This window comes from Megasphaera cerevisiae DSM 20462 (assembly GCF_001045675.1).
Classification (GTDB): domain Bacteria; phylum Bacillota; class Negativicutes; order Veillonellales; family Megasphaeraceae; genus Megasphaera; species Megasphaera cerevisiae.
Genome location: NZ_LEKT01000068.1, coordinates 1 through 14,651 on the forward strand (window position 1 = coordinate 1; position 14,651 = coordinate 14,651).

The window sequence follows — 14,651 nt, forward strand, 5'->3', positions numbered from 1 at the left end:
ATCTACAAATCTACTGGAACGATTAAATAGGGAAATCCGGCGCCGGACTAGAGTCGTTGGAATTTTCCCCAGTATGGATTCATACGTCCGGCTTGTCACAAGCTATCTCATTGAGTACAGCGAAGATTGGTCCAGCGGGCGTTCTTACATTAATCCTAAAATTATTACCGAGCTTCAACTACAATTAGCAAAAACTGCTTAATCCCATTCGGAGGTTGATGGTTTTTGCGAACATTGCTTGACACTATCCCGGCAATGCTACGCTCAGTCAAAGAATGGTTCTGTTGATAGCACACCGTCAAATGCTTGCGCACCAATTGAAACAGCTGCAGGAACATAAAGCCAAACTGGACCAAAAAATCATATGGTATCAACAAGAGCTGAATCGAATTTCTCAAAAATAATCATACTGATAGCGAACAGGGCTGTAGTTCATTCACTGCCGAATGAACTACAGCCCTGTTCGTATTGCCGCTGCAGCAGCTAAACCGCTTTACCTTGTAATTTCTTTTATTGTAAAACCGCGATGAGCCTGCAATCTTGTTGTATCCATCAGCCGCATAATGAGGAACAAAAATTCTCTGGCATGCTGTTTGTCAAAGCGGAATTGCTTTGCATGAAGCCGCTCCATAATATCTTTTACCTGATAGCCTTGCGCTATCAGTATTACAATATTCCGTATTTGCTGATACGCTTCATCATACTCTAAATTTTTAACATCTACCAAAAATTCTACCGCATCAAAAACATCATCCGGATCCGCAAACCATATCATATTGTAGACTCCCTGAGATATTTCTGAGGTTGTAGGAATATAAAAATCTTTATGAGCCTGCGTTTCCATAAGTTCTTTTTTGTATGGCAGAATCTCTGTCATGTACATAGTTCCCTGCTCCAATACAACAGAACATACTTCAGGCGGCAGATCATGTATTCCCCTGACTAATTCAATAACATTTATCTTGAATTGCTTACTTTGATTATATAATTTCATCAAAATTGCCAGCGGCGTAATCGCATATAACAAATTGGCAGTATCTATGCATTTCAGCAGCCAGACATACTGCCCGCGTTTTCTTTGATTTATCGGACGCACTACACGCTGAAATACTTGTATGACCTCATCAGGAATTAAAATACCATAGTGCCAATCAACATCAATATATTCCCCAATTGCTAATATAGAAAAATCATCATCAGGCTGCTCAAAGTATGGTCCCTGCGAATCAATTACTCGCTGGATAGATGCCACTTCCGCATCATCCATGCAATAAATATATTTCTCGATAGTATGAGTATCCGCCATAACTGCTTTGATGTTTTCCTTTAATATTTTTTTTATATCAGATAATCGGAATGTAATGTTCTTGGTCCCTGCTAGAATCTGTAACTCATTTTTAGTAAGAACATTTAAATACTGCTCCAGTGTATATGGAATACTGATTGTCCGTTCTGCGCCATCTGTTAGTTTTTTCATTTTCTGCATAAGTCTTTCTACAAATTCAGGATCTGCCATCCGCTCATCGAACATAGGCACTTCTTCTACAGGCTTCATTTCTGCAAATAACCCATATTTCTTGTGTTCAAAATCCTGATATATTTCAGCCGCGTTTCTTTTTTCTTTTTTTCCTAATACGATATAACATCTCTGTTTCAAGATTTCATTCACTTTTTCTCCATCGCAGAGAGCTTCACTATCCATCCCTTTATGCACACGTAATTCTTGAAATTGGTAAACTCCGCCACAATTTTCCGGCGGGCAAGTGCCTTTTATTTTGATCACCTTGGGATAGCCGTATCTATAATTTTCAACAACAGCCTCTACCGTTACCCGATGTACCCATTCATCACCAAAATCATACGTATATCGAAACCACACCGGAGGGTACATATACGAATTAATATACGTAGATTCTGTTGCCGCAACTTTTCCTTTATCATCAATACCCGACTCTGCGATTATACTTCGCGGTTTAAAAAATGAAAAATCACATAAATGACTGCCATCCCAGCCCATTACTATATTTAAAACAACACTAAGTTGTGAAAACGTAAGTCCCTCTGGAATTATAACACGACGCCAAATGGGGGGATGGGTATTTTCAAGAACAATTTTTATCTGAAACGCATTCATAACTATCCTCTTATTTCTGTATCCGAACACACTATTTATTTTAATCGATTATTTTAAATAACATTATAGTTTACTTTATTATATCATAATACTCCAATTTAAAAAATATCATATATCCCGATTTTTTTCCTTGGTAATTTATCAGCATGGTGCTGATCGCGCAGGCAATTCCGCTGTTTTTCCCAATATCAATAGATACCGGCCATAAAACCATTTATATGATCGTGTATTCCTGAAACTATCGTATTCAAAAAGAATAATTCCATGTCGTCAGAGCGGCCACGCAATGCATTCTGCATTTTTTATGAGGAAATTTATAGAATGGTGCCCTTCTGTTTAAAATACATTTAACTTTTTTTCTTATAGTTAGAAAACTGATTTCAGTTTACTGGACATCAACAGTTATCAAGGAGGATATATAAATGAGTTTTTTTAACAATCCCTGGGATCCTGCCATATTATTTTGGATACAGCATGTCTTCGTGCACCCTACCTGGACCCCTATAATGATTGCGATTTCCAATCTGGTCTGGCGGGGTGGCATTTGGGTGTTACTCGGTTTGGGATTATGCATCCATAAAACTTATCGAAATACAGGAATTTCGATTTTAGCTGCACTTATCCTTGCCACTATACTCGGCGATGGTATCATAAAACACCTGATAATGCGTCTGCGCCCTTGCATAGAATATCCTTGGGTCCCTATGGCAATTCCCACACCGTCACCTGCCGACTATTCCTTTACATCTGGCCATTCTTTTGCTTCTTTTGCTTCAGCCAGTGTATTATGGTGTAAAAACAGATACATCGGCATCTTTGCCATCGTATTAGCAGCCGCAGTAGCTTTTTCCCGATTATATCTTTTTGTACATTACCCCAGTGATGTACTGACCGGAGCATTATTAGGCAGTATCATTGGAACAATAAGTTATACCTGCGTTGCCGCGGTACAAAAAAAACTGGCCGTCGATCCAAAAGCTCCTGCCCATAATCATCAGAAAATCAGCTAACAGTATCCTACGATTAAGCGGCTACGAGCTATACTTCTTTTTTACGATAAAAAACATATATTAGCGGATAATCACTCGTGAAACATAGTATAAGGAATCCTTTCATGCGAAAAAAAATATCAAAAAAACAAAGCATCATTTTTATTCTAATGCTTGCTTTATTTATTTCTTTTGTTGATGCGATGTTCAATATGGCCCGCCCTACGGTCAATGTCGTAACCCAAGCAACAAAACGCCTGTCAAAATAATGCATCATGTATTCTCCGCACAAAAAAAAAGACCGGTTTCTGTACTGCCCCCCCCCCCCTATAAATTAGATTCCAAGTCTAACGTTAGGGGGGCACTTCATTTCCAATCTTCTTTGTCAAAAAGTATAAAAAACTGCAAAAGAATTTTCAATACAAACATGCCGTTGTCAGAAAAATAAAATACATGTTTTCCAGATACAGGCCTGATACTATTTAAAGAAAGGACTCTGTCCGAAATATATCTAACCGCAAAAACTCTTACGACTGTACAGCATGCGGCTCATCAATATGCAGTACAGCCGTCCCATCAGCATTGCCCTTCATAACAGCATGAACGCCAAGAGGGAGAAACATATTATCCACGCCATGTCCTACAGGCAGTCCTTTGATGACAGGTTTTCCTGAAAGTTTTGCATAGTACACTAGTACTTCATCGACTGTAAAGTCACCTGAATCGTTTGTGCAATTTAAAAATTCACCGTAGACAATACCATTAACTCGTTTGAGCAGACCATTTTGCCAGAGCTGCCATAGCATTCGGTCAATCCGATAGGACGGTTCATTGACATCTTCCAGCACAAGTATACCACCGTCTCCCCGCAATTCATACGGTGTGCCGGCCGCAGCTGCCAGCATAGATAAATTGCCGCCGACCAGACGTCCGGACGCTTTACCGGGAATAAGTGACGTTAGTTGTTTCCCTTTAGGAAGGACAACGACCCCGATGGAGTCGGCAGAAGAAATACCTTGAGTAAATTGCCGCCATGTATAGTCAGAATAAGATCCTGGCCTAAGCGTAATCACCATAGGACCATAAACTGTCACCATATGACTTTTTTCTCCCAGCGCAGTATGCAGAGCCGTAATGTCACTGAAACCAATTACCATTTTCGGATGTGATCTGATCAGGTCATAATCTAATGTATCAAGAATACGGGCAGACCCATAGCCACCGTTAAGACACAATATCGCCCGGACCTGCGGATCGGCAAAGAGCGCATTCAGTTCACGGGCCCGTTCTTCATCTGTTCCGGCAAAATAGCCGTAGGGCTTATGATTCTCTGCCGGAAATTTTATTTGATACCCTGCAGCCTGAAGCAGTGCTGTCGCCTGAGTGATATCGATGCCGTCGGCAGATCCAGCCGGTGCGGCGATACCAATGTAATCACCGCTGCGCAGCGCCGGGCCTTTGACGTAGGGCACTGACGCTGCCGCCATAGGTGAACTTAAAACAGGTATAAGCCACAACAATACACTGAAAAGCAAACCACATATACGCTCTTTTCGCCTGCTCATCCCTGCTATTCTCTCCATCAATATACTATACCTCTTTTCAAATCCACAGAATTCCCTTTTGTAAGTCACTACTATATACAATGGAATATTTTTCATTCGTCCCCAGTATCTATGATGATAAGACCTCTTTTTCATGAATCGTAGTATATCGTAATCAACGACTACTTTAGCCATTGCACCTATCACACTTCAATTAAAATTTATACATGAAGCATGACGATTCATCCCCACGCATTGTAAAAGGACATACACTAAAAAAAACTCCCTTATAGCCAAATTTCCCTCAAAAAAAGTGCGTTATGTATCAATTCATACCTTATCCTCGCAAAGCATTAAGCATCAGCAACCTTTGTCCATAAGATTTACCTGTCCCAATGCCATTTTGCCATGCCCAGTAAAACAGCTCTTTTCCTTTAACTCTCAAAACATCCTGAAAATGAAGTGCTCGCACATTCATTTTACCACCATGACTACTACCATGATAGCCCACGATCAATTAAAGTACAGCGGATCTGCCGAACGCCATTCCAATCGCACACGACCGGCATCAGGAATCACGTTAAGCGCTTTGCCGGCTTCTATGATAATACCATGAACACGGATCCCCTCCTGAAGCTGCTGCCGCAGTGCATTGATATTATTAAAAAACAAAATAATCGCATCCAAGGCATTAATTCCCTTTCATGGTGAATCCCCAGCATGAGAGGCCTTCCCTGTAAATATAAAATCTTTTCTGCCAATACCAATCAACTTGGGATGTATAACATGCAGCATAATAGACGCATCAAATTCGTCAAATACACTCTTCTCCGTTAAGTATACCTTTCCATCTCCGGTCTCTTCCGCTGGAGTACCGATGACCGTCACTTCACCTTCATACTGACCTAATATAGTTGCCAAGGCACACCCAGCACCGACAGACATGGCAGCAATCATATGTGTCCGCAGCCTGCTAAAGCATCGAATTCCGCTAAGAATGCAATTTTAGGACCTTTTGTCCCATTTGTTCTAACCGCTTTCCACGCCGTATCCATGCCTTCTAATTTCCGGGTAACTATAAAACCCTGCCCTTCCATAATATCCGTAAACATTTCAGCTCCCTTATATTCCTGCAAAGCAGTTTCCGGATGATCATATAGCCAAGATGCCACGTATTCAATCTGAGGACGTAGAATGTCAACACATTCCTCTATTCTTTTTTTATTTTTCAGCTTATATTGATCCATTCCGTCCCTGCTCCTCTCCCCTGATAAATTTTGTTTCTACCTCTTCTCTATATTTTGTTCTATTTAGTAGAATATCGTTCTATTTTATATTGAATTTAAAATAATTATAGCAAATAACGATTTGCATATAAATAGTTTAATCGAATATATGCAATGCATTTTTATCATTTAATTATTTTATATTTGGTCTTTGATGCATTCATGACCAGATATAGGTGATATGATCACTTTTTATAATGGTTTATCTAATGCAAACATTTTATACAAAAATATAAACTCTCTATTTTTTTCAAAATAAACACAAATAATGATCCACCAGCTTAGCTGGTGGTTTTTCTTATGCGACCTATAAGGCCTAGTCTACCAGCGGCGCTTTACAGCGCATGTTCGGTCCGTCACTTGCATATCACTTCCGGTACCCGTAAACGGGTCTTCAAAATCTAATGTAAGCTGTTCGGACATTTCATCTTCTTTAAGTTGTTCTCGAATATAGGTGGTTATCTTCTTCTCGTTTTTTCTTACGGTATCTACGTAGTATCCCCCACACCAAAATTGCCGATTTCGGTACTTATATTTCATATTTCCCCATTTTTCATAGATCATCAGGCCACTCTTCCCTTTGAGAAAGCCCATGAAACCCGATACACTCATCTTAGGGGAAATCTCCAATAACAGATGCACATGCTCCGGACATGCTTCTTCTAGTAATGTCACACCTTTCCATTGGCATAATTCACGTAGTATTTGCCCTATTTCATATCGTTTTTGCCCATAAAATACTTGCCGCCGATACTTCGGTGCAAATACTACATGATATTTACAATTCCACTTACTGTGTGATAGACTGTGTGTGTCATTCATCGAATGACCTCCTTTGATGTGGATAGGTTTGCAGTTGACGGACCGCATTCTTATCTTACCATCAAAGGTGTTTTGTTTTAAACCTTGAAAGACTCATCGCTAAAGCTTTTTGGAACCCCTGGTCTAACCAAGGGTTTTCTAACTATAATACAAAAAAACCGGAGACAATGTCTCCGGTAGATTTATTACTATTTATTTGGCTTTAGCTACTTCAACAAGCTTTGTAAATGCAGCTGCATCATTGATAGCGAGATCCGCCAGCATTTTACGATTGACGATAACGCCTGCTTTTGTAAGACCACAGATAAAACGACTGTAGCTGAGGCCTTGTGCACGAGTTGCCGCATTGATACGGGCAATCCACAATTTACGGAATTCGCGTTTCTTTGCGCGACGGTCACGACGAGCGTAAAACAGCGCTTTCATTACGCTTTCGTTAGCCTTTTTGAAAAGACGGCTGCGGGTACCACGATACCCCTTTGCCATTTTTAAGATTTTTTTATGACGAGCGTGTGCTGTAACGCCAACTTTAATTCTAGCCATTATTCAATTCCTCCAAATCTAAATCATACGTGTGTGTACTATTAAATAAACGGGCACATTTTACGAACTGCTTCTGTCATCGTCTTGGAAACAAATGTTGCTTTTCTCAGATTACGTTTCCGCTTAGGAGATTTGCTTTCCAGAATATGGCTCTTATATGGTTTCATACGCTTAATTTTACCAGTACCAGTGGTTTTGAAACGTTTTTCCGCAGCACGGCGGGTTTTTAATTTCGGCATAATAAAATATCCTCCTCTTACTTCGCTTTGCTGGCAGCAATGACCATCGTCATATTTCTGCCTTCAATTTTAGGTTCTTTTTCTACATGGGCAGTTTCTTTAAGTTCATCAGCAAACCGTATCAGCAAGTCCCGGCCCAATTCCGGATGACTCATTTCCCGACCACGGAACATAATGGTAACCTTCACTTTACTGCCTTCTCCCAAGAAGCGCTGTGCAGCTTTCATCTTGACATAGAAATCATGATCTTCAATATTCGGACGCAACTTTACTTCCTTCAGAATCAATACCTTTTGCTTCTTCTTGGCTTCTTTATCGCGTTTTTGCTGTTCATAACGGAACTTGCCATAATTCATGATCCGGCATACCGGTGGTTTGCCATTGGGCGCTACCTCAACCAGGTCCATATGACGTTCTTCCGCAATCTGCCTGGCAGAACGAAGAGACATAACACCAAGCTGTTCGTTAACATCACTGACCACGCGTACTTCACGGGCTCTGATTTGATCGTTGATACGTAATTCCTTACTAATGGTCCTTCACCTCCACAAAAAAAGAACGGATAGCACAAGGCTATCCGCATGTACGTTTCCGTAATATAACCTTAGTAACACTAAAAGCCGTGTAAGGTGAGAAGCGGATAGCTTCTGCTTTATTTTTAACAATTAATATTGTAACAAGCAATCGAGGCATTGTCAAGAATTTTCTGATCAAAACCATAAAATTAAATGGCATTTACGCACTGTTAAACTCGGCAATAGTTCTCTGCTATTTTATTTTGACAAAGCGATAGTCTTGTTCTGCCTTGGGGTATTTTTCCTTGTCCACTTCACTCATAAAATCCTTCAGCGGCCGTGCATATGTTTTCATCGTATCGTACAAAGCCTTGTAAATAACAAATTTTTCGCCTGTTTCCGTATGCTCTGCTATGGTAACAATCTGATACGTATTATTTTTAAAATGGCGCCAAATTTCATTTTCTTTCGGTAATTCTCTCATCATACATCCTCCTCAATTTCATATATACCCCGCGGCACTGCGGTCTGATCGGCTATATACTATGGAACCTGTGTGCTATTATACCATATATTTTATTTAAAATGTCGTAAGTTCATCAAAAATTTTTTCGGCATAGATATCGGTCATGCCGGCAATATAATCAATGCAAGCCAATCGATAGTCCCGCTCACTACCAGCAATATGATAAATAATTTTATTGCCAAAATCATTGCCAAACTTATCGTGCTCAGCGATGGCACGCCCTATATCGGAAAATTTTTTCATCCGTTCCAGAAAATGCTTGCCGAGTGTCGGATAGTCATTTTGGAGCCTTTCCAGTTCTTCCAGTGTTTTGTCACCAGCATAACATTCTTTTAATATATTGTATATCGATTCTAAAATCAGTTTGGCATAGGCATGATATACGCCCAACCGTTTGCTGTGATAAATATACTCATAATTAAACTTCATAATCACATTCATCAGATCCAAGTGTGATTGGGATAATACCAGCCCTTTTTCCGGCGTACTTTCCCGGCAAATATCCGTAATCAAAGGGTACATGATAGCCGTATTTGTAATAGATTGGAGATGAGCATATATCTGCCCGTTCAGCATTTTTTTCAGTTCTTTCAGCGGTTCGCCGTCTTCTGTCAGGATATGCAGCCGGACGGCATCTTCAATATCCCGTCCCAAATAGGCAATTTTATCGGCAATTTTGACGACGCAGCCTTCCCATGTATACGGCGCATATTGGTTAGGTCTGACGATTTCCTCCAGCGGAATATTGTCCTCCCGAGGGCGCAGTACTGTTTGGCGTACTTCCCCGCAGTGACTAATAATCCCGTCACGAACCGCATAAGTCAGCATCAGATTTTTTGTCCGTCCCGCCGGATCTAGCAGGGTTTCTATATCATCGACCACACGCAGTCCCTGACGTTCATGCCAAAACATTTCCTCCAGCTCTGCCTGACTGATTTCCCGCAGCACTCGCTCGCCTAAATGACCAAAGGGTGAATGCCCCAAATCATGCCCATTGGCAATAGCACTAATGAGCTCCGTATTCAGACCCAGATACCGGCCAATAGTGCTGCTCACGGAATCGACATGATTGACATGCTCGATACGTGTACAAATATGATCATTTTTCGTCGTAAAAAATACCTGCGTCTTGTGCTTCAGCCGACTGTAGGCAGTGGAATGAATAATGCGGGTGTAATCGCGTCCGAATTCGGTACGAAAATCACCGTTCCGCCGGTACAGATCACCGTTTCTGGCAACAGCCAGTGCCCATCGAGGATTATGTTCATCCATTCGGACAGAGGCAAATGAATTCTCCATAGCGCTCTCCTTTTCAAAAAAAGACCGATGCATATCCAACGTCATCATTTTTTATGCTTTCTATATTGGTGGTAACAGCAATACATCGTCACAACAATGCCTACCCAAATCAAAAACCGGGTTCCATGCTTACTCCATTTAAGTAAATCGTGTCCCAGCCACACCTCCACGACGACAGCCGGCACCTTGCCAATCAGCGTGGCCATCGTATGTTTGCGAAAGCTGATGCGGCTCATAGCCGCCAGGGCGGTGAACACCACATTGGGAGAATAGGGCACGGCCCTGCTGATCATCATATTTTTTACCGTACTATAGGTATCGAGTTTTCCCAATAAATGGTTCCGCTCGATAAGTTTTTGCGCCTTATTCCGCAAAAAGGTCCGCATGATTACAAAGCCAATTTCAATACCAATGACTTCTCCGAACCAGGAAATAAGAATTCCCGGACCTAACCCAAAAATTACGCCGTTGACAGTCAAAAAGGGAATGGAAGGCAACCCAGTCATGTTCGTGAGAACAATCATAAATACACTGATAGCAACAGCGCCGTATCCAAAAGAGGATACATACGTCGTCAGCCCGTCTATATTACCATCTAAGGTCAGCCGCAGCACGGTACTATAAAAATCAGGGATGAAGATATGTATCATCCCCAGTATACCTGCAATCCCGGCTGCAATAGCCCATTGAAACCATTTTTCCCATGTAGAATGCTTCATGATATCAACACTTCTTTACTCAGCACGTTCCAGCTACATGTTCCATATACTATTTTTCTATTTTGATACTAATATATTTGGAGTACGGGTAAAAGCCGCACGCCCTTGCAAGATTGCTTCATTTAGCAGCCCGTATAGACTGCCAAGCTTGTTCTACGTCAATCCGCTTACTTTCCTTTTCAGCGACATCTACCCCCAAATGTTGTTCTGATTCCTTTTTGATCAGCTTATACAGCCCTTTGGGAAATTCTTCCACTTTCGCAGTAACTCCTCTCGGAAAAACGGCTTCCCGTTCCAAAGTATACTGAGCCGGGTACAGCCGGGAGCATCGCGGGTGAAACATATCCAAATACAAATAGTCTACAAATTTCCCGCTGACATTTACCAACTCAAATATATCAATAGCACCGACTGTATTGATCTTATGAAAAAACACCATAGAGCCTGTCGCCCGAAGGCGCAGTCGCGATAAATAGGTTACTTCTCCCAGCGGTCCGTTTACGGGAATCGGATTGGTCATATCATGTCCAAATGCCCCCGCAGCCCCGGTAATAACGTCGCAATCCTCGCCATTTATGACTTTATCCGCCAAATCCCGGGGCAGACGGGCGTTCTGCAGTTCTGGTGAATTAAACAGTTGCAATGCATCATTATACATTTTCTCACTGCGTGTCTGATTCAAATCCTTACTGTAAAATGAGTCTAAAAATCCCATATGCGTACACTCCTCCTGATTGATTCATCTACATAACTATTATATTCCCACTGACGCGCCGTGTCGAGAAAAGATGCGCATCTGCCGTTCTATATTTCTTCATGTCGTCCAATAGATTCCCTCATACTATCTCTTTTACTAAAATGACCTTATCTATTGTTAGTGTATCAAAATTCTCATCAAGACACTATCCATTACGACAGATATTTTTTCACTTTTCAGGTCATACCACGTATAGGCTTCTATTCTGCAAAGTCAAGAAAATGATTTCTTCCTATATTTTCTGTTTTCTATTCAAGTTGCGATTCAAGTTATGATAGAATATGTTACAATAAGATGAGCAAGCATTGTCAAATCAAAGGAGGATATATATCATGCAAACAACAATTACATTGAACAACGAAATCAAAATTCCCCAGGTGGGTCTCGGCGTTTTTCGCGCGACGGACAGCGAAGCCCAAACCGCAGTAACATGGGCGTTAGAGACTGGCTACCGACATATTGATACGGCAAAAATTTACGGCAATGAAGCGGGTGTCGGAAGAGCTATTGCTGACAGTCGTATTCCCCGCGAAGAAATTTTTATCACAACAAAACTTTGGACGGAAGATATCCGGCAAAAGCACGTCAAAGCCGCTTTTGAAAAAAGTCTGACAGCCCTTCACACAAACTATATCAATTTATATCTGATTCATTGGCCGGCCGCTGGGTTTGCGGACGCATGGCAAGTCATGGAAGAGTTATACCAACAGGGTAAAATAAGAGCAATCGGCGTAAGTAATTTTCACACGCATCATTTAGAAGAACTGGCTAAAGTCCAAACCATAAAGCCAGCAGTAAATCAAATTGAATCACATCCGTACTTCTCCAATCAAAAACTTATCGAAGATTGCCAGACGGCAGGTATTCCAATCGAAGTATGGAGTCCTCTGGGCGGAAAAGCAGCAATGCCGCTGGTTGATCCGGTAATCGTCGCCCTGGCTGAAAAATACCAACGTACGCCTGCGCAGATCATCATTCGCTGGCACATGCAGCGCGGCGTTATTGTATTGCCAAAATCCGTGCATCGGGAACGGATCATTTCCAACTTCAACGTCTTTGACTTTCAATTGACCCCTGAGGACATGCAATCCATCAATGCCTTGAATAGAAATCAGCGCGTCGGATCTGATCCGGATCATTTTGACTTTTAAGAGCAGTTCCTTGCTGTCAGGAAAAACAATTCATATTATATAAAATATCCCCACATGAGATTCATTAAATATTTTTAAGACTTCGAGTCAAATTACCTGACCTCGAAGTCTTATTTTTATGAATATGACGCAAGAAGAAAAAAAGATTTTGTACCACTTTTAATTCGAAAACACCCGGCGGCATAGTCTAAAATCAGTATCCCTTCCCTATCTGATTTTTAAGAAAACGAAAATCAAAAATATAGTTTTATATTCTAACTTCCTCCTTGTCAAGTAATAGGCAGAGAATTTGACAACAGCAACCACTGTAGTCTGTTTCTTTTCTATCGTCTCGGCCTGACTATCTGCTTGCGTATTGATATTGCCGCGAGCTGACAGGCCCCTGACCGGGAAACATAGAAATCATTTCCCGTTTGTTTATACGATTTTCTCCCTTATATCCGTAAATTTCGCACTTCAGATAATCGGTAGAAGCTTTCAACCATATCCGGATCGTAATGCGAAAAGAACGCGCTGTCATCAGAATCAAAGCGTTTCAATCTTTGCATTTCTTCTGCTATTAAGGAAAAATCAAAAACATCCAGATTGGATTATCAACACTTAGTCTGATAATTTTCATAAGGCCGATTGTCGAAACGCTGCTGGCGTCAGGTAATTAAGTGATCCATGAGTTCTACCCGTATTGAACCCATTTACATAGCGAGTCAATTCATGTCGTAACTGGATCAGACTATCAAAATTTCGGCCATAAACAAATTCAGTTTTGAATAGTTTAAACGTTGCTTCGGCCACAGCATTGTTATAGGGGCAGCCTTTCATGCTAACAGAGCGCTTCATCTGAAATGTAAATATTACTTCATCAAGCAGTTCATTTTTGAACTCGCTGCCCCTATCTGAATGAAATATCTGGATATTCCGCAAATCTGTCTTCACGGTTGCGAAGGCATCCTATACCAATCGTGCATCTTTATGGATACCAGCACTATAGCCGATAATTTCACGATTGAATAAATCAACAAGGACGCATACGTAATTCCATTTGTAGTTTACCCGGACATAGGTCAAATCGCTGACAACAACGGCATACGGAGCTTGTCCATCAAATTCCCGGTTTAATTCATTTTTAACAGGATCTTCGTTACGTTTTTGCTTGTGTGGTTTACATTGTGCAACCGTATATTTAGAGACAAGCCCGAGCTTGTTCATGATTCTTCCTATGCGGCGACGCGATCCCATTATCTTTATTGACGCCATTCACTTTTCGGTACGTCATGACAATATTGTCAGCAAGTTGGCCGCCTATGTCGTGCTCGGCATCCATGAGGATCGTTACAAAGAAGTACTCCTTCTTGAAGTTGGTGAAAATGAGAGCAACAAATACTGACGGGGAGTGTTGAATGAGCTCAAGAACCGTGGTGTCCAGGATATCCTCATCCGTTAGATGGCTGGAGGAAGTAGACAAGAAATGGACGTCCCCGTATCCGGCAGCCATGAAACGGTGGCATGCTCCATGAGATGTCATCACACCGATCTTTAAATTTTCAATAGACGTCCGTACCGCTTTTTATACTACGAACGCTATGAAGAGTTTACATTCTTCTTACCTCCGTAAACCGTCAGCGGAGTGGTTTCTCAAGCTCGCAGGCTCTTCTCAAGGCTTTATATCTGGCCACTTTCGAGGCTGCCAAGAAATAGACTACGCCGCTTCGGAATTTGGGGAAAGGTAAGAGGCGAATTAGCCATCATGTACCCTGACAGATTACTGGCATAATAGCGCTAGCGAAATGACTGTCTATTAACTCATTATTAGTTATCATAGAAGACCTTATTTACAGACTTTTAATCATAGGCCCTTTTACCTCCCGCAGTAGACATTATTTAATGTAAACTGCACAAACCAATAGTGTGCATAACTGCAGTATTCATCAGTGTTTCGTAGTATAATACGTGCATGAGTATGGTGGAAAACAGCTCAAAATCCTTGCACACAGGTGATATAACATGTATAAAACTCCTTCTAAACAACTTTCCTTCGAAGATTTTAATCAGCCCTTGGGATTACAAATGGATCCGAACAACCGTTGGATCAAGAAAGCAGCATTCATTCCGTGGGACCTGGTAGAAAAG

Annotated in this window: 18 protein-coding genes, 1 pseudogene and 1 other annotated feature; of the genes and pseudogenes, 4 read left to right on the plus strand and 15 right to left on the minus strand. The window is 41.3% G+C overall.

Annotated elements, in window-relative coordinates:
• Positions 1-202, plus strand: a 202-nt coding sequence (locus tag AB840_RS16215) for a transposase (protein ID WP_201775884.1), incomplete at its 5' end; no start/stop codon positions are given.
• 291 nt (positions 203-493) lie between these two features.
• Here AB840_RS16215 and AB840_RS13860 read toward each other — a convergent pair.
• A complete protein-coding gene (locus AB840_RS13860; protein ID WP_048515440.1) occupies positions 494-2,134 on the minus strand; it encodes a plasmid pRiA4b ORF-3 family protein in 1,641 nt (546 codons plus the stop codon).
• A 422-nt stretch (positions 2,135-2,556) separates the two neighbouring features.
• On the opposite strand from AB840_RS13860, the gene AB840_RS13865 reads away from it, so the two are divergent.
• Positions 2,557-3,144 (plus strand): phosphatase PAP2 family protein, encoded by a 588-nt coding sequence (locus tag AB840_RS13865; protein WP_048515441.1) that lies wholly within the window; start codon positions 2,557-2,559, stop codon positions 3,142-3,144.
• A gap of 506 nt (positions 3,145-3,650) precedes the next feature.
• Here the strand turns inward: AB840_RS13865 and AB840_RS13870 are convergent.
• From AB840_RS13870 to AB840_RS13915, 13 genes are all read right to left on the minus strand, one after another.
• Positions 3,651-4,706, minus strand: a complete 1,056-nt coding sequence (locus AB840_RS13870; RefSeq protein ID WP_234984952.1) for a S66 peptidase family protein — start codon at positions 4,704-4,706, stop codon at positions 3,651-3,653.
• 298 nt (positions 4,707-5,004) lie between these two features.
• Positions 5,005-5,178 carry a type I-E CRISPR-associated protein Cas6/Cse3/CasE gene (locus tag AB840_RS18350; protein WP_159445845.1) on the minus strand — a complete coding sequence of 58 codons (174 nt, stop codon included), beginning with the start codon at positions 5,176-5,178 and terminating at the stop codon, positions 5,005-5,007.
• A gap of 2 nt (positions 5,179-5,180) precedes the next feature.
• Positions 5,181-5,354, minus strand: coding sequence for a M20 family metallopeptidase (locus tag AB840_RS17260; RefSeq protein ID WP_143745119.1), 174 nt, complete (start codon positions 5,352-5,354; stop codon positions 5,181-5,183).
• 15 nt (positions 5,355-5,369) lie between these two features.
• Positions 5,370-5,624: a zinc-binding metallopeptidase family protein gene (locus AB840_RS15865; protein WP_053078200.1), complete on the minus strand. Its 255-nt coding sequence runs from the start codon at positions 5,622-5,624 to the stop codon at positions 5,370-5,372.
• On the minus strand, positions 5,621-5,914 hold the full coding sequence (locus AB840_RS15870; protein WP_053078201.1) for a zinc-binding metallopeptidase family protein: 294 nt from the start codon (positions 5,912-5,914) through the stop codon (positions 5,621-5,623). Before AB840_RS15870 ends, AB840_RS15865 begins: the two co-directional genes overlap by 4 nt.
• 360 nt (positions 5,915-6,274) lie before the next feature.
• Positions 6,275-6,775 (minus strand): IS200/IS605 family transposase, encoded by a 501-nt coding sequence (gene tnpA, locus AB840_RS13880; protein ID WP_048515442.1) that lies wholly within the window; start codon positions 6,773-6,775, stop codon positions 6,275-6,277.
• 192 nt (positions 6,776-6,967) lie between these two features.
• On the minus strand, positions 6,968-7,318 hold the full coding sequence (gene rplT / locus AB840_RS13885; RefSeq protein ID WP_048515443.1) for a 50S ribosomal protein L20: 351 nt from the start codon (positions 7,316-7,318) through the stop codon (positions 6,968-6,970).
• Positions 7,319-7,359: 41 nt separating this feature from the next.
• Entirely contained in the window at positions 7,360-7,557 is a 198-nt protein-coding gene (gene rpmI, locus AB840_RS13890; protein ID WP_048515444.1) for a 50S ribosomal protein L35, read from the minus strand.
• A gap of 17 nt (positions 7,558-7,574) precedes the next feature.
• Positions 7,575-8,090, minus strand: coding sequence for a translation initiation factor IF-3 (gene infC, locus AB840_RS13895; protein WP_072061860.1), 516 nt, complete (start codon positions 8,088-8,090; stop codon positions 7,575-7,577).
• An 11-nt stretch (positions 8,091-8,101) separates the two neighbouring features.
• Positions 8,102-8,216: a sequence feature (ribosomal protein L20 leader region), on the minus strand.
• Positions 8,217-8,325: 109 nt separating this feature from the next.
• Positions 8,326-8,556, minus strand: a complete 231-nt coding sequence (locus AB840_RS13900) for a DUF1653 domain-containing protein (RefSeq protein WP_048515446.1) — start codon at positions 8,554-8,556, stop codon at positions 8,326-8,328.
• A gap of 96 nt (positions 8,557-8,652) precedes the next feature.
• Entirely contained in the window at positions 8,653-9,897 is a 1,245-nt protein-coding gene (locus AB840_RS13905; RefSeq protein WP_048515452.1) for a deoxyguanosinetriphosphate triphosphohydrolase family protein, read from the minus strand.
• Positions 9,898-9,941: 44 nt separating this feature from the next.
• Positions 9,942-10,616 carry a TVP38/TMEM64 family protein gene (locus AB840_RS13910; protein WP_053078202.1) on the minus strand — a complete coding sequence of 225 codons (675 nt, stop codon included), beginning with the start codon at positions 10,614-10,616 and terminating at the stop codon, positions 9,942-9,944.
• A 118-nt stretch (positions 10,617-10,734) separates the two neighbouring features.
• Complete coding sequence (locus AB840_RS13915; protein WP_048515447.1) at positions 10,735-11,331, minus strand: hypothetical protein; 597 nt, start codon at positions 11,329-11,331, stop codon at positions 10,735-10,737.
• Between the two features lie 374 nt (positions 11,332-11,705).
• Here AB840_RS13915 and AB840_RS13920 point away from each other — a divergent pair, with 374 nt between their 5' ends.
• Positions 11,706-12,524, plus strand: coding sequence for an aldo/keto reductase (locus AB840_RS13920; RefSeq protein ID WP_048515448.1), 819 nt, complete (start codon positions 11,706-11,708; stop codon positions 12,522-12,524).
• Positions 12,525-13,139: 615 nt separating this feature from the next.
• Here the strand turns inward: AB840_RS13920 and AB840_RS17900 are convergent.
• Positions 13,140-13,754 (minus strand): annotated as a pseudogene (locus tag AB840_RS17900) (IS3 family transposase); the annotation flags it as partial.
• On the opposite strand from AB840_RS17900, the gene AB840_RS18355 reads away from it, so the two are divergent.
• Complete coding sequence (locus AB840_RS18355) at positions 13,741-13,908, plus strand: transposase (RefSeq protein ID WP_200810004.1); 168 nt, start codon at positions 13,741-13,743, stop codon at positions 13,906-13,908. The pseudogene AB840_RS17900 and the gene AB840_RS18355 overlap by 14 nt on opposite strands.
• Positions 13,909-14,651: the final 743 nt, after the last annotated feature.

Coding starts and splice junctions, on each gene's coding strand:
- AB840_RS13860 (WP_048515440.1), bottom strand. CDS start 2,134: ATGAATGCGTTTCAGATAAAAATTGTTCTTGAAAATACCCATCCCCCC.
- AB840_RS13865 (WP_048515441.1), top strand. CDS start 2,557: ATGAGTTTTTTTAACAATCCCTGGGATCCTGCCATATTATTTTGGATA.
- AB840_RS13870 (WP_234984952.1), bottom strand. CDS start 4,706: ATGGAGAGAATAGCAGGGATGAGCAGGCGAAAAGAGCGTATATGTGGT.
- AB840_RS15865 (WP_053078200.1), bottom strand. CDS start 5,624: ATGATTGCTGCCATGTCTGTCGGTGCTGGGTGTGCCTTGGCAACTATA.
- AB840_RS15870 (WP_053078201.1), bottom strand. CDS start 5,914: ATGGATCAATATAAGCTGAAAAATAAAAAAAGAATAGAGGAATGTGTT.
- tnpA (WP_048515442.1), bottom strand. CDS start 6,775: ATGAATGACACACACAGTCTATCACACAGTAAGTGGAATTGTAAATAT.
- rplT (WP_048515443.1), bottom strand. CDS start 7,318: ATGGCTAGAATTAAAGTTGGCGTTACAGCACACGCTCGTCATAAAAAA.
- rpmI (WP_048515444.1), bottom strand. CDS start 7,557: ATGCCGAAATTAAAAACCCGCCGTGCTGCGGAAAAACGTTTCAAAACC.
- AB840_RS13900 (WP_048515446.1), bottom strand. CDS start 8,556: ATGAGAGAATTACCGAAAGAAAATGAAATTTGGCGCCATTTTAAAAAT.
- AB840_RS13905 (WP_048515452.1), bottom strand. CDS start 9,897: ATGGAGAATTCATTTGCCTCTGTCCGAATGGATGAACATAATCCTCGA.
- AB840_RS13910 (WP_053078202.1), bottom strand. CDS start 10,616: ATGAAGCATTCTACATGGGAAAAATGGTTTCAATGGGCTATTGCAGCC.
- AB840_RS13915 (WP_048515447.1), bottom strand. CDS start 11,331: ATGGGATTTTTAGACTCATTTTACAGTAAGGATTTGAATCAGACACGC.
- AB840_RS13920 (WP_048515448.1), top strand. CDS start 11,706: ATGCAAACAACAATTACATTGAACAACGAAATCAAAATTCCCCAGGTG.
- AB840_RS18355 (WP_200810004.1), top strand. CDS start 13,741: ATGCGGCGACGCGATCCCATTATCTTTATTGACGCCATTCACTTTTCG.